Consider the following 13,280-nt stretch of genomic DNA (forward strand, 5'->3'; position numbering starts at 1 on the left):
GCGCGTCAGCGCCGAGACGGATGAGGGGTGTTCCAGCGGAATGAGACGTTGGTGTTCCCTGGAACACCCCTCATCCGACCTCGCTTCGCGAGGCCACCTTCTCCCACAGGGGGAGAAGGGAAAACCCCGCCAGAAACACTCCAGAAACAAGAATCAACATCCGGGAAAAACTCGCGAAAACATCGCCTGTCATAACCACCCTCGCGGCGGTCAAGCGGGCTGCTGCACAACGCGAAGAAATGGTCCAAACATGCAACGACTTTCGACCGGATGGATCGGTGCCCTGACAGGCATTTCGCTCGCCATGCTGGCGGTCGCACAGTCGGGGGCGGAAGCAGCGGTCACCCGGAGCGAATATTGCAGCCGGCTCGGTCTTCAACTCGACGGAGCCATCCAGACCAAAGCCAAACCCGGTGCCAGTGCAGGCGAGATCGCCGAGGCAACCGCGCTCCAGGACAAGGCGAACCGGTTTTGTGCCGAGCGCAAGCAGGCGCAAGGCATCCGGACCTATGCCAATGCCCTGAAACTCCTTGGAGTGACGCCGGTCGACCTGAACCAATAGTATCTGCCTTTGAACCATCAAGCACGCCAAGGCTGCTTGATCGCCCCTCCTTCCTGACTTCCTCCCGGGAAAAGGCCGCCACTCGCAAAAGCGAGGGCGGCTTTTCTTGGCTACGCAATGCCGGAGGAAATGCGCGACAGACACCTGCCAAATCCGCATAAAAACAGATGCTTATAACAATTCGGCGATTCAGATACTGAAGCACTTCATGCGACGCTGAGTGCCGATCGCAATCTGCCCCAGGAATCGGGTGGCGGGCCGCATGCGAAACGCATGCCCCTCGCCGCAGAAAGAGTCTGAGCGGCTTACTTCCTGCCTTGCGGATGGATCGTCTCGCCGCGCTTCAGCATTGCCACGAACGTCTCGATCTTCTTCTTGCGCCCGGCCTCGGTCTTCATGTTGTGGGTGCGGAAGGCGAGCGCGAAACGGTTCTGGGCACTGAGCTTTGCCAGCATCGCCTTCGCAGCGGGTTCGGCGTCTATGGCAGCCTGCAGGTCGTCGGGGATCTTCATCTCCTTGCCGCTGCCATAGGCGCGCGCCCAGCGCCCGTCCGCCTTCGCCGCCTCGACCTGTTTCAGCCCATGCTCGGTCATGCGGCCCTCCGCGACCAGCCTCGCCACATTGTCGATGTTGATCAGGCTCCAGATGCTCTTCCTGCCGCGCGGCGTGTAGCGCTGCAGGAAACTCTTGTCGTCCAACCCCTTGCGCACCGCGTCGATCCAGCCGAAGCACAGCACCACGTCGATGGCTTGCTTCGGCGTGATCGACTTCAGTCCCGACCCCACCTTGTGAATCTTGATCCACACTTCGGTTTCCGTAGCGTGGTGCTTGCCGAGCCACGCGTAGAAGCTGCCCGCATCCGGAAACTCGTGCACCTTGTCGGGATCAACCTTGACCGGCGCCATTAGCCGGCCTGCTTGTTCAGTGCCGCTCGCGCCACCATAGTTCCTGCTCCCACTGTCGTCTTGCTCCCGCATTGTGCCCATCGTCGTTGCATCGCCGCGCGACTTCGTCGGGGAGAAGAGAGGGCGCGCGATATTCCACCGCCATGCTATAGGACCGCAAGGTGTCAGTCTGGGGGAATATGCCACCATGAAATCTCTGCTGCTCGCTTTTCTATCTTTGCTGTTGCCGAGCCTCGCCCTTGCGGAGCCGATCGAAACCCGGAAAATCGTCACGGCTGTGACCGGCGACTTCAACGGCGACGGCGCCGTCGATCTCGCCATGGTGGTGGAGACCGAGCCCGGCCAGCCGATGGACGTCCACTTCTTCCTCAGGGACAAGGAGCACAATTACCTCAAGCCCGTCGAGATCGTGCACGAGCAGATCCACGGGGAATGGAACGGCTACGACCGGCCGGGCTACGAGAATTCCGACACCGAGCCGGAACTGACGATGCTGCCCAACGGTTCGATCAAATTCTACCTGCCAGCGATGCCGGTCGGCAGCGAACGGACCGACATGACGCTAACCATCGCCTGGCGCAACGGTGCCTTCATCGTCGCCGGCTTCGCCTATAACCATGATGACTATTTGAAGGAGAATGCCGAAAGCGCCTGCGAGTACAATGTGCTGACCGGCAAAGGCACCAGCAGCGAAAAGCAGCCGGACGGCAGCACCAAGCACAAGACCGTCTTGGTCGAAGGCCAGATCATCGCCTTCAAGGACTGGAACCCGGGCGCTGCCTTCACCGCTTGCGGCAACTGATCGCCCTGCATCATCGGCATTTCCGATAGTGCTATCGGGTTCTTCCGTTTTCACTTGCCGCACCGAACTGCCATTTCCCTGCCCTTGTCCATCCAAGCAAAGGCAGAGCGAAATGAGCATTTCAAATCAGAAAATCCTGATCGTCGGTGGCGGCTCCGGCATGGGTCTGGCGCTGGCCCGGCGCTGCAGTGAGGCTGGGGCCGAGGTGATCATCGCCGGGCGCGGCGAGAACCGGTTGCGGCAGGCACGCGAGGCGCTTGGCAATCCCGCCGGGCTGGAAACGGCCGTCGTCGACGTCACGCGCGAAGACCAGGTCGCGGCTCTGTTCGCGGGGATCGGCGACGTCAATCACATCGTCAGCACCGCCGCCGACATCGAAGGCGCCTACCAGCTGCTGCCGGCGCTTGACTTGAAGGCGGCGCAAAAGGTGGTCGAGAGCAAGCTCTATGGCCCGCTGCTGCTCGCCAAGCACGGTGCTCCACGGCTGCCGGCGACCGGTTCGTTGACCTTCGTTTCCGGCATCGCCGCCTACCGGCCAGCCGCGCGCGGCTCGGTCGTTGCGTCAGTCAATGCGGCGCTCGAAGGGCTGGTGCGTGCGCTGGCCGTGGAGCTCGCGCCGCTCCGCGTCAATGCCGTGTCACCCGGCTGGGTCGACACCACGATCTGGGCGCAGGTTGCCGGCGACCGGAAGGACGCGACCCTGGCCGCGATGGCCGAGCGGCTGCCGGTCGGGCGGATCGGCCAGCCCGATGACATCGCCGACGCCATCGCCTTCCTGATCGGCAATGGCTTTACCACGGGATCGACGCTGCATGTCGAAGGCGGCCACCGCCTGATCTAAACCGCCGCTGCCTGCGTCAGAAGCTGTTGGCAAACAAGACCTTGGAACGGTTCGCCGATTCAAGTCCTGAACCAGCCCTGGCGGAAGGAACCGGCACCAGCGTGTCGCGCGCGGCAGTGAGCAATTGCTTAAGCACCGGCGGCTGGACGCGCCGGCGCCGCCAGATCATCGTCAGCGGCGCGGTTCGCATCGGACCGGGCCACGGCAGTTCGACGATTTCACCACGCGCCAGCGCATCGGTGACGGCAAGGCGTGGAACGAGGGCGGGCCCCGCGCCGGCCGCCACCAGCCGCGCAATGGCGCCGATGCTACCGACCTCGGCGGCAAGCATGGGTGCGGCAACGCCCGCCTCGGCAAAGGCCGTGTCGAACATATGCCGGTAGATGCATCCGGGCTCCGTTGCCACGAAGGAGAGCGTGGCAAGGGCGGCCAGGTCATGCCCGGTGCTGCCCCGCCCCGGAGCCGCGATCAGCACCAGCGGTTCGGCTGCTATCGTGCGCCTGGCGAAGCGTTCATCGGACGCGTCCTTCGCGAAGTCACGGCGGTCGAAACAGAAGGCGACATCGATGTCGCCTTCCTCCAGCTGGCGCAGCAGCGCGCCGCTGCCCGCCACCTTCATCCGCACAATGATGTCGGAATGACCGGCCTGGAATCCAGGTAGCCAGGGCGCCAGCCGTGCCGAGGCAATCGTCTCCAGTGCGCCGATCGTCACCTGCCCGCTTGTCTGACTTGCCGCCGCCTGCACGGCCGCGCGCGCCTCGCCATCGAGCCGCAACAGCTCCTCGGCGATCGGCTTCAGCGCCAGCCCGGCCGGCGTCAGCTCAAGGCCTGACTTCGCGCGTGTGAACAGGGCCGCGCCAAGCTCCGTTTCGAGTGCCTGGATCTGGTCGCTGACGCTCGATTGCGCGAGGTGGACCACTCCCGCGGCGCGCGTGATGTTGCGGCTCCGCGCCACCGCCAGGAAGGTTTTGAGCAGCCTTGGATGCATCGCGTGGTTGACGCGCCTACTGCAGCTGCGGCTTTTTCAGAAAACTGCCGCGGTCGGCCGATTTGACGCGCAGCCAGGTTTCGCGGCCGTCGCGCAGTACCCGCATCGGAATCTCGGCCCCCGCCGAGCCGCTCTCCCACAGCTTGCGATAGAAATCGGCCAACCCATCGACCGCGCCGTCGCGGATGTCCGAGATGATGTCGCCCTGGCGCAGGCCGGCCTTGGCCGCCGGACCGCCTTCGGTCACGCTCATCACCACCACTCTGCCGTCGCTTTCGGCCGACAGGGCGCCGAGCCACGGGCGCGGTGGCTTGGCCACCTGGCCGCGCGTCAGGAGATCGTCGAGAATGGGCGGCAACAGATCGATCGGCACCACCATGTTGATGTCGGCAACCTCGCCGTTGCGGCTCATCTGCAGGCGCAGCGAACCGATGCCGAGCAGCGAGCCGTCGGCGCCGAACAGCCCGGCGCCGCCCCAGGACGGGTGCGCGGGCGCAATGAAGATCGCCTCGTCGAGCAGATACTCCCAATAGCCGGCGAATTCCTGCTTGGTCACGATCCTGGCCTGCACCGACTGGCCGATGCCGTCGGCCAGCACCACGGCATCGCCGATCCTCGCCTTTCCGGCATCGCCCAGCGCCACCGCCGGCAGGCCGAGCGGCGCCAGCGCCTGCACCAAGCCGAAGCCCGATTCCTGGTCATAGGCCAGCGCATGCGCGGGGATGACGCGGCCGTCATGGCTGGTCAGCCAGACTTCTTCCGCCTCCGTGATGAGATAGCCGATGGTCAGCACCAGCCCATCGTTGCGAATGACGACGCCGCTGCCTTCCCTGAGTGTGCCAAGCGCGCTCGCCGTAAAGGCATCTTCAGGGACAGTGGCCCGCACGGCAACGACCGAGCGAGGATTGGGGTTGATGGTCATGCTTTTGTCCTGGATGGGCTTTGGTGACATCTTCTATAGGTATGCCACGCAGGAGAAGGCGCAAGGGTGAGGAAGAGCCCAATTGCCGATGTTGGCGCTGCGGGCATCGATAATAGTTCAACGCAAGTTGAACTTACACATCCGCAGCCCTAGTTTATGGCGACCTGCCATCCTTCCCCGACACGAGGCCACGAAATGACCGACTACACACCGCCGAAAGTATGGACCTGGAACAAGCCGAGCGGCGGAGCCTTTGCCAGCATCAACCGGCCAATCGCCGGGCCGACGCATGACAAGGAACTGCCCGTCGGCAAGCATCCGTTGCAGCTCTATTCGCTGGCGACGCCGAACGGCGTCAAGGTCACAGTCATGCTGGAAGAGCTTCTGGCGCGCGGCCACAAGGGCGCCGAATACGATGCCTGGCTGATCCGGATCAACGATGGCGACCAGTTCGGCAGCGGCTTCGTCGAGGTCAATCCCAACTCCAAGATCCCGGCCCTGATGGACCGCAGCGGCAAGACGCCGGTGCGCATCTTCGAATCCGGTTCGATCCTGGTCTATCTCGCCGAAAAATTCGGCGAATTCCTTCCGACCGAACAGCCGGCCCGCGCCGAGGTGCTGTCCTGGCTGTTCTGGCAGATGGGCTCGGCGCCGTATCTGGGCGGCGGCTTCGGTCATTTCTACGCCTATGCGCCGGAAAAATTCGAATACGCCATCGATCGCTTCTCGATGGAGGTGAAACGCCAGATGGATGTGCTCGACCGCCGGCTGGCCGAGACTGAATATCTCGGCGGCAAGGACTATTCCATCGCCGACATGGCCGTGTGGCCCTGGTATGGCGGGCTGGCACTCGGCCGCATGTACAATGATTCCGCCGAGTTCCTGTCGGTGCAGGAGTACAAGCATGTGCAGCGTTGGGCGAATGCGATCGACGCCCGCCCGGCGGTCAAGCGCGGCCGCATGGTTAACCGCGCTTTCGGCGAGCCTGCCATGCAGCTGCATGAACGCCACGACGCCGGCGATTTCGAGACCAAGACGCAGGACCGGCTGGCGGCCGAATAGGCCATCGCGGATCGCGGCAAAGGAAACCCGCCACCGACGCGACGTCGGGGCGGGTTTTTCCCAAAATCCAGTGCTGCGGGAACCCCTTAGTGCAGCACTTCGACGATCTGGCGGGTCTCCGGATCGACGAGGACCGTCTGGTCGTTGATCACGGCGACGCGGTATTTGACGTCGGGCACCTCACGCAGTTCGACAGTGTCCGGCACCGAGGAGCCGAGCTTGAGTTCGACCCCCAGGAGGTTGACCGAGGCAAGCGGTTCCCTCTTGATGTATTCGCGAACGACCGTCTCCTGCTCCGGCTGGACGACGACGACGCTCTCCGCCAGCGCCGCCCCAATGCCGCCCATCAGGACGACTGCGGCCGCCGCGCTTGTAAGATAAAGTTTCATGACCGTCTCCTAGTGACAATTGATTCCGCCCTTCATAAAAACTCCGCCGCTGCCATGCGGTTCCATCGAACTTCAGAATTGAAGATGTTACGGTTGCGGCCCGGATACTAATTTTTTGCTGATCAAACATGCGGCAGACAGCGCGGAAATGCTTGAAAACTTGCGCAAATATGTACGGACATTAGAAGACGAAAAATTCCTTCTGCAGCCGGATTGGCGAAGCACCTGTTGTCGCCGCGTCAAATCAGCCTCGCGTCCCTCTATCTGGACGATGGGAGCACGAAAAAGGCTCGCCCCGCCGGGCGCAGAGCGAGCCATGACAGTATCGATGGAGGTGGCAACCTCATCGGTACTGCCAGAGAACGCGAAGCATCAGCACTTGTTCCAAGCCTGGTGGCCTGAGCACGATGCGAGGCCGGTCGCGCATGGATCATGTTCCCATGATGGCTGTGCCGAATCTCCAGCAGGGATATGCTCGGCCGGCGCCGTGCCTCAGTGACCTAACACCTCGCCGTCGGTCGTGATCGTTCTGGTGGCGACGTTCGCCGAGTTTGCCATGGCGCACGCGCGCGAGTGGACGGTCTGGCATGGAAACTACATTCCTGGTCGGTCCCGGTTACCCGGTTTCAAAACTGGACGCCGTCGCGATTTAACGGCGGGAAGGCGTCTACCGGATCCTGGCTCGGCACGAAATCGTGTGCGCGCCTGAAGATCAGCCTCACGATCAGCACGAAGTAGCCGACCTGCAGGACAAGCAGCGTCGCTATCGTCCAGGCAAATGCCTCCCAGAAGGAGCCGGTGGCCATATAGGTCCAGGCCGCGACGATGATGGCCGTGGCTGACATTCCTACGAGAAACTGTCCAAAATACATGGTTCCCAAACCTTCGAAGCCGTGCCGGCTCCAACCAGTCCCTGCTTCATTCCCATTTCCCGCGAATAACATTTCATTATTTTAGCAACTTCGCAAGTAATCGGCCGGTCGCCCCTACGCGCTCTCCATTGCGCGCTCTCCATTGGCAACAATGGCGATCCGAGGCGCGCCGGCGGGGCTGGGCGGACGCGCCAGCCGTCGACAATCCAGAAGCACGCCCGCTCGTTGCACTTCGTGCACGGGAACAAACGCCGACACGCCGAGTTTCGCCTCCAGTTTTTTCAAGAAAGGAGGCCACCATGGCACCGCGCAACAAACCAGGCGCCGACATCGAAGATGACGCACCGCAGGCGGATGGGCCGACCATCGAGCAGCAGGATTGGGATGCGATTAAGGGCGGCCAGATCCTGCCAGAGTCCGTGCCGGAAAACGGCGACATGCGTTACGGCATCGAAAAAGACGGCGATCTGCCCGACGAGGACGACGATAACGCGTACCAGGACAGTGACGACGCCCTACCCGATGATGAGGAAGAAGCCGCAATCACGCGCGATCAGACCCGCGAGGGCCGCTTCGACGAGACGTGAGCCATTCGTCGCCCGAGACATGACTGCCTGTTGTTGAGCTTGCCAAAGCCACATTTTCCATGCCCGGTTCGCGGGCAAATGTGCTTGGCCGGCTAAGTTTTCCGCCCAGGCATTATATCAGATTTACCTAAAATAGCGGAACATCCAAGGGACATTATCGGAACTGAACAAGGCCCCTTGGACTTTTGCGCACGACGGATAAGACCTTGGTCCTACAGGAAAAAGCAAAAGCCCGACGTGACCGATTGAAGCTTCCAACGAGGGAACATCGGGCCTCGCTTGTCGTTGTCGCGAAGACTCGGCATCGCCGGGTGCCATGCCTGGAGAACAGCGCGATGCCCCACCGATCCACCATAATCAAGACAGGCTATGGCCCAGGCACGGCGATCGCCGTGCTCATGGTTGGATTGACGGCGGTGGGCATCGTGTTCCTCATTCTCGGCAGTTCGCTCTATTTCAGTGAACAGCCCGCGGATCAACGTGCCCTGTCTTCGCCCCCCGCGCGGTCGATACACGCGGCCGATAGCAAGACGGCAGACTGAACGAGCGACTGCTGGGCGATAGCGATATTGCGGCCGCGCGGGTCCTCCAGGCTTCGTCTAGGAAGAACCGCGATGCCGTGCCTGCGTAGCGGCGGCGTGCTGGTGATAGCAGCAGCGGAGCGGACGGCTTCGGACGGTGTTTTGTCCATCGGAGAAGTTTTGGTTCGCTTGCATTAACATTAGATATATCTAATATAAAGATGGCCGGCGACCGCCAGAAGTCGGCTGGCCCGGCGTGCCTCCCTTTGCACCTGGCTGCCGGGCCATTTTATGTCCTTGCCTCGGGCGTCGGCGGGCGGAACCCTATCTTGCCGTCTTCGCCTCTGTCCGGCGCGGATTCATTTTCGCGCCGCCTTGCCATGTACAGCTTGAGCCTTCGCAACAGCCTTCGGCTCGGCAGCAGCATGAAATGCTGACGCCGAGCCGATCCCACTGATCAAATCGCTAGGACGTGCAGGCTAGCTGCTAAAATCGAAGGACGACCGAAGGGCCACGTCTGCGATAGCACCGGACGCGACGGCGACCATGCCGCCAGTAACTGCGGCAGACCCGTCTCCAACGCCGCCCGTGCCGGCGCCGGCGCCAGCCCCGATCCCGATCCCAGTCCCGATCCCGGTCCCAGCGTCGATGGTCGACCGGCTGCACCTCCGCATGTGCACCTTCGTCGTCGAAGGCCTCTGCCTCAATTTCATCGAGAATGCCGTTTCCGGCGCCTGGAACACCGGCCGCTGCCTCGATCGGGCGAATTGCCCCTGCAAGGGCCGCTGCCCCGGCAATACCAAACATCGCTGTCAAGAAGGATCGCCGATCCATAGTAACCTCCCAACGTTGCATAAGCTGAACATCGCGCTTGCCTGCCGAAGGAGCAGGTCGGCGCATGGTGAAGATAGAGGATTCGCCAGCCGCCGAAGCGGCTTGCGAATCCTATCAGCGCAGGAAGGGACGTTGCTGCGCCGATCGACGAGATGTCAGCCGAGGACTATCCCCATCACCAGAAAGGTGACGGCTGTCGCGAAAATCGGTGCGAGCAACCAGCGCGCTTGGCCAACACTTTTGTCCCATCTGTCTCTCCGAATTCCGGGAGACAAACAGCCGTGCACAGAGAGCCGTTCCCGTCGGTAAGACCAATGCGCTCGCGGACCAGACTTAAGTCGCACGTCTCATCCGACCGAAGCCCCAGCCGAGGAACAATTTCATTTGGCTCAAGTTCAGTTGCCGTCAGCGGCGGACGATCTTGTCATGCTGACTCGCAAGGAGAAACGGTATGAAAATGCACCTAACGGGCGCCGCAGCGGCGCTATTGCTGTTGGCCGGAGTCGGCGCCGTTGCCGCTCAGGACGTTATCATTCAGCCTGAACAGGACACGGTCATCCGCGAGTATGTGAAGAAGCAGCCCCTCGCTTCGGTCAAGGTTCCCGGTGTGGAACTGAATATTGGTAGCGCGTTGCCGGACACGGTCGAGCTTCATGAAATCCCCGATGTCAAATACCGCTACGTGGTGGTCGACAACCGCACCGTCCTGGTGGATCCGGGCACCCGCAAGATCATCAAGGTCTACGACTGAATTTCGAATTGTCCCAAACCCGCCGCCAGCCAAGGCGGCGGGTTGCACATGTCGGTTTCCAATCAGGACGAGTGACGATGACAAGCAAAGCTGTGACGTCCCCTGCTTTGGGCGTTCGCCTGGTCGATCTCCAAGCCAGGCTGCGCAATGCGCGGGTGACGGATGCCGAAATGAAAACCTTTCAAAAGGTCGCGGCCATCATGGAAGATCGTCATGGTCGGATTGATGCCGACGACCTGATCGCGGCGTCGTTCCTCGCCGATCCGGTGCAGGAGCGGCGGACGCCTTGAGGGGCATGCCGACAACCAGCAGACTTTTTGATTCCCGGATCGGGAAAGCGCGCCGAAAGTCTCAGCCGAATCCGCACTTTTGCTCCGGCCTATTCCGCTTTCGCGGAAGTTTCGAGCGGCCTGCAATGTGCAATGTTGCTAATGCGGCGGTACGAGCCGCCCTGGTTGACGCGGGCGCCCGAGCCATCCCAACAATGCGCCCCCCCGTCCGCGTCGACCACGGCAGCCGCCTGGCGCTGTCATCCCTGGCCTGCCTGATAATGCGGCCCGCGGCGACGTTCGGGCTTCAGCCGCCGACAAGCGCCTTTGTGGTCACCAGATTGACTCCGGCCTCGGCGAATTCGCCATTGTGCCTGATGATGACCTGCTCGGCACTCTCGCTGGCATTGTCCAGCGTGCTGTGCGCATCGGACACCACGGTCACGCCGAACCCTCTGGCGATCGCGCCCTTGACCGTCGCGGCCACGCAAAAGTCGGTCTGTGCACCCAAGAGCACGACAGCACCCGCACCCTGCCCGGCAACCCAGTCGCCGAAGGCAGGATTGCTGAAAGCATCGCGCACGGATTTGGCAAAGGTCGGCTCGTCCGCCGCCTGGCCAAGGGCGGGCCACACCGGCCAGCCCGGCTCACCCGGCGCCAGCGGATCGCCTTCGGGTCCGTCATGCCTGATAAAGGCGACCTTGCGCCCGCCGCGCCGCGCCCAGTCGATCACCGCCTTGGTGCGCTCGACAATATCAGGCGCATCATGGATCGGCGGTTCGTGCACGCCGTCGAACATACCGGTCTGGAGATCGACGACGATGAGCGGCGCGTTATCTGGGAGGCTGGGTGCTGGCATGGGCTTTACATAGCAGGGCGGACAAGGTGATCAAGATTTCGCTCATTCCGGCGCGCCGGCAAACAGCACCACGGCGTCGCCGCCCATGGGCGGGCTGTCGCGGATGGTGCGGTCGTTGCCGCCGGTCAGCACCGTGCCGACGGCGGCGAAGGCCACCGCATAGATCGAGCCGGTCTGGCTGTCGAACAGCGCGATCTGATTGCCGGTGTCCATGCCCCACAGCCGCGCAGTGCCGTCGAGCGAGCCGCAGGCCAGGCGGTCCCTTGGCGGTGACACGGCGCCGTATCGCCAGAAGCCCGCTATCGGCGCCCGGCTTGGTTGACACATGTCGCGCATCTGCCATCATCGCCGTAGGGATTCAGGAGAGAATACGATGAAAAAGACCTACGCAAAGACCTACGCGAAGCCGACCTTCGTCAAGAAGGGCAAGCTTTCAGCCGTCACGGCAAACGGCCCGAGCAGCGTCACGCTTTAATCCGGCGCATCTCTGGCGGATCGCGCCGCCGCTGGAGAGCAACCTCCAGGTGCAATGGTTTTCCAAATAGCCCGAAACAAAGAATAGGGGCCCTGGTCCCCTGTCGCTCATTGCTGGATTTATTGCAGGTTTGTTGCTTTCAGCTCGCATGGTTGACAGATGGCCGCAGTATGGCATCATCAAGCGGGGATTTTAGGAGAGTCTGAAAATGAAGAAGATTTATGTTAAGCCATCGTTCTTGAAAAAGGGCCGTCTGTCGGCGGTCACAGCGTCAAACGGCGCCTCTATTATTATTTCAAACGGCGCCGCGCCGGCCTGACCGTAAACGCAACCTGATTGAAGCGGGGCGAAATTTCGCTTCGCTTTGGCATGACCAAATCTCAGCGCGTCAGGACCAAATCGTCCAGCACCATTTGCCAATAGTGTTTTGTCGACAGGCGAACACGCGTTACAGCTTTGAGCATCGGGGCGTAGTGCAGCGGCGTCAGCGCCGACAGCGTGATCTGATCGCTTGAGATCAGTTGCTCGCCAAGCCAGCTTTCGATCAGCGCCACCTCCCCTTCCGACGCCAGCCAGGCGGCACTCAGCATGACCGAGTGAAAGCCGAACGGCCGTTCGCGGCTGAATTCGGCCGGCAGCCCGCTGCTGGTGTAGAGCACATAGTCACCGGAGACATTGCCATTGACATAGCCCTGGCTGTCCTTGGTGTAGTCGCGCGCCATCGCATTCAGGTTGCGCCACGCCAATCCGGCATGACCGGCCGGAATTTTCCTGAAGGGGCGCGACGTCACATCGTCGAAACCGATCGTTTCAAGAGCGGCATCAGTGGCGATGCCGGCGCGTTGCGGCGACAGCAGGCCGAGATCCGCCGAGTAGGGCGATAGCGCCAGCCGTCGCTCCAAGCCGCCAACACTGACGCTGACCGTGTCGGCTTCTTCAGCCAGGTCGAAGCTGAAGACGGCACCCGGCGCCAGTGCCCGCGTCTCCAGGACATGCCCATTCCCCGACACGGAGAGGGTCGCGGGGCCATCGCCGGCAACGCGCCCGCTGACGCGGCGCGGCGGTGCCAGGCCGACCGGCAGCAGCATCTCCTGCGATACCATCCCGGCCGGCGAACCCGGCAACGGCAGGAAGTGTCGGGACTGAATGTCATTTTCGCTTTTCGCCTGCCAGCCGGGCGGTACCGAAACCACAAAGCGCCAGTTGCCCGGCTTGCGGATCACGGCCTTTCTGCTTTTCACCGACATGGGAAAATTGGCAAAGCCGGCATTGTTGGTGCGCGCGGACGCGGCGAGCTTGCCGGCCTCGTCATACAGCCGCACCATGATCCCGGCCATCGGCCGGTCTCCGGCGCCGTATTTGCCGTCGCGATCGACATCGAAATAGACGAAGGACGAGTAATTGAGCATGCCCCCGCGGGCGTTCCAATCGGTACGGACGGCATAGTCGGCAGCCGGATTGGTCTGCCGCCGTCCCTTGCGACGGCTGCGCTTCCGCCACAGCAGCCAGGACACGACAGCAGCCGCAAGCACCACAATGGCGGCGGACAGTATCTCGACAGCGCCCAAGTCAGGCATGGAGCCTCGATTCACAAATGTCGTGGGGATTGCGTTCATGGGCGATCCGGCTGCGTTGGAATAC

Annotated in this window: 17 protein-coding genes; 9 read left to right on the forward strand and 8 right to left on the reverse strand. The window is 62.3% G+C overall.

The genetic code is table 11. The features are described from left to right. The first annotated feature begins 250 nt into the window (after nt 1-250). Complete coding sequence (locus MESCI2_RS0102865; protein WP_027035230.1) at nt 251-562, forward strand: hypothetical protein; 312 nt, start codon at nt 251-253, stop codon at nt 560-562. A 305-nt stretch (nt 563-867) separates the two neighbouring features. Here the strand turns inward: MESCI2_RS0102865 and MESCI2_RS0102870 are convergent, their stop codons facing one another. Continuing rightward, nucleotides 868-1,467, reverse strand: a complete 600-nt coding sequence (locus MESCI2_RS0102870; RefSeq protein ID WP_027035231.1) for a YdeI/OmpD-associated family protein — start codon at nt 1,465-1,467, stop codon at nt 868-870. A 187-nt stretch (nt 1,468-1,654) separates the two neighbouring features. On the opposite strand from MESCI2_RS0102870, the gene MESCI2_RS0102875 reads away from it, so the two are divergent. Next, nucleotides 1,655-2,269 carry a hypothetical protein gene (locus MESCI2_RS0102875; RefSeq protein ID WP_032900296.1) on the forward strand — a complete coding sequence of 205 codons (615 nt, stop codon included), beginning with the start codon at nt 1,655-1,657 and terminating at the stop codon, nt 2,267-2,269. Between the two features lie 112 nt (nt 2,270-2,381). Continuing rightward, complete coding sequence (locus tag MESCI2_RS0102880) at nt 2,382-3,110, forward strand: SDR family oxidoreductase (protein WP_027035233.1); 729 nt, start codon at nt 2,382-2,384, stop codon at nt 3,108-3,110. 16 nt (nt 3,111-3,126) lie between these two features. On the opposite strand, the gene MESCI2_RS0102885 is transcribed toward MESCI2_RS0102880, so the two are convergent. Next, nucleotides 3,127-4,098, reverse strand: a complete 972-nt coding sequence (locus MESCI2_RS0102885; protein ID WP_027035234.1) for a LysR family transcriptional regulator — start codon at nt 4,096-4,098, stop codon at nt 3,127-3,129. A gap of 16 nt (nt 4,099-4,114) precedes the next feature. Continuing rightward, nucleotides 4,115-5,020, reverse strand: a complete 906-nt coding sequence (locus MESCI2_RS0102890; RefSeq protein WP_027035235.1) for a S1C family serine protease — start codon at nt 5,018-5,020, stop codon at nt 4,115-4,117. Between the two features lie 195 nt (nt 5,021-5,215). Between MESCI2_RS0102890 and yghU the strand changes: the two genes are divergently transcribed. Continuing rightward, the gene (gene yghU, locus MESCI2_RS0102895) at nt 5,216-6,082 is read left to right on the forward strand and encodes a glutathione-dependent disulfide-bond oxidoreductase (protein ID WP_027035236.1); all 867 of its coding nucleotides are present in this window, start codon (nt 5,216-5,218) and stop codon (nt 6,080-6,082) included. Between the two features lie 86 nt (nt 6,083-6,168). Here yghU and MESCI2_RS0102900 read toward each other — a convergent pair whose 3' ends face one another. Both MESCI2_RS0102900 and MESCI2_RS0102905 read right to left on the reverse strand, forming a co-directional pair. Further along, on the reverse strand, nt 6,169-6,471 hold the full coding sequence (locus MESCI2_RS0102900; RefSeq protein ID WP_027035237.1) for a DUF1236 domain-containing protein: 303 nt from the start codon (nt 6,469-6,471) through the stop codon (nt 6,169-6,171). A gap of 626 nt (nt 6,472-7,097) precedes the next feature. Then, the gene (locus tag MESCI2_RS0102905) at nt 7,098-7,316 is read right to left on the reverse strand and encodes an exopolysaccharide production repressor protein (protein ID WP_245270198.1); all 219 of its coding nucleotides are present in this window, start codon (nt 7,314-7,316) and stop codon (nt 7,098-7,100) included. 326 nt (nt 7,317-7,642) lie between these two features. Between MESCI2_RS0102905 and MESCI2_RS0102910 the strand changes: the two genes are divergently transcribed. The 3 genes from MESCI2_RS0102910 (at nt 7,643) to MESCI2_RS0102935 (ending at nt 10,326) form a co-directional block, all read left to right on the forward strand. Beyond that, nucleotides 7,643-7,930: a hypothetical protein gene (locus MESCI2_RS0102910; RefSeq protein WP_027035239.1), complete on the forward strand. Its 288-nt coding sequence runs from the start codon at nt 7,643-7,645 to the stop codon at nt 7,928-7,930. A 1,806-nt stretch (nt 7,931-9,736) separates the two neighbouring features. Next, nucleotides 9,737-10,036 carry a DUF1236 domain-containing protein gene (locus MESCI2_RS0102930; protein ID WP_027035242.1) on the forward strand — a complete coding sequence of 100 codons (300 nt, stop codon included), beginning with the start codon at nt 9,737-9,739 and terminating at the stop codon, nt 10,034-10,036. A gap of 77 nt (nt 10,037-10,113) precedes the next feature. Next, nucleotides 10,114-10,326: a hypothetical protein gene (locus MESCI2_RS0102935; RefSeq protein ID WP_027035243.1), complete on the forward strand. Its 213-nt coding sequence runs from the start codon at nt 10,114-10,116 to the stop codon at nt 10,324-10,326. A gap of 286 nt (nt 10,327-10,612) precedes the next feature. On the opposite strand, the gene MESCI2_RS0102940 is transcribed toward MESCI2_RS0102935, so the two are convergent. Both MESCI2_RS0102940 and MESCI2_RS1000000138400 read right to left on the reverse strand, forming a co-directional pair. Continuing rightward, nucleotides 10,613-11,164: an isochorismatase family protein gene (locus tag MESCI2_RS0102940; protein ID WP_027035244.1), complete on the reverse strand. Its 552-nt coding sequence runs from the start codon at nt 11,162-11,164 to the stop codon at nt 10,613-10,615. Nucleotides 11,165-11,206: 42 nt separating this feature from the next. Then, nucleotides 11,207-11,440, reverse strand: coding sequence for a WD40 repeat domain-containing protein (locus MESCI2_RS1000000138400; protein ID WP_245270200.1), 234 nt, complete (start codon nt 11,438-11,440; stop codon nt 11,207-11,209). Nucleotides 11,441-11,537: 97 nt separating this feature from the next. Here MESCI2_RS1000000138400 and MESCI2_RS1000000137810 point away from each other — a divergent pair, with 97 nt between their 5' ends. Together MESCI2_RS1000000137810 and MESCI2_RS1000000136470 are read left to right on the forward strand one after the other, a co-directional pair. Further along, entirely contained in the window at nt 11,538-11,639 is a 102-nt protein-coding gene (locus tag MESCI2_RS1000000137810; protein ID WP_155936564.1) for a putative RiPP precursor, read from the forward strand. Nucleotides 11,640-11,847: 208 nt separating this feature from the next. Next, on the forward strand, nt 11,848-11,958 hold the full coding sequence (locus MESCI2_RS1000000136470; RefSeq protein WP_081738576.1) for a hypothetical protein: 111 nt from the start codon (nt 11,848-11,850) through the stop codon (nt 11,956-11,958). A 61-nt stretch (nt 11,959-12,019) separates the two neighbouring features. On the opposite strand, the gene MESCI2_RS0102955 is transcribed toward MESCI2_RS1000000136470, so the two are convergent. Continuing rightward, nucleotides 12,020-13,216 (reverse strand): hypothetical protein, encoded by a 1,197-nt coding sequence (locus tag MESCI2_RS0102955; protein ID WP_027035246.1) that lies wholly within the window; start codon nt 13,214-13,216, stop codon nt 12,020-12,022. Nucleotides 13,217-13,280: the final 64 nt, after the last annotated feature.

Origin of the sequence: Mesorhizobium ciceri WSM4083 (assembly GCF_000519305.1) — a bacterium.
Taxonomy (GTDB): domain Bacteria; phylum Pseudomonadota; class Alphaproteobacteria; order Rhizobiales; family Rhizobiaceae; genus Mesorhizobium; species Mesorhizobium ciceri_B.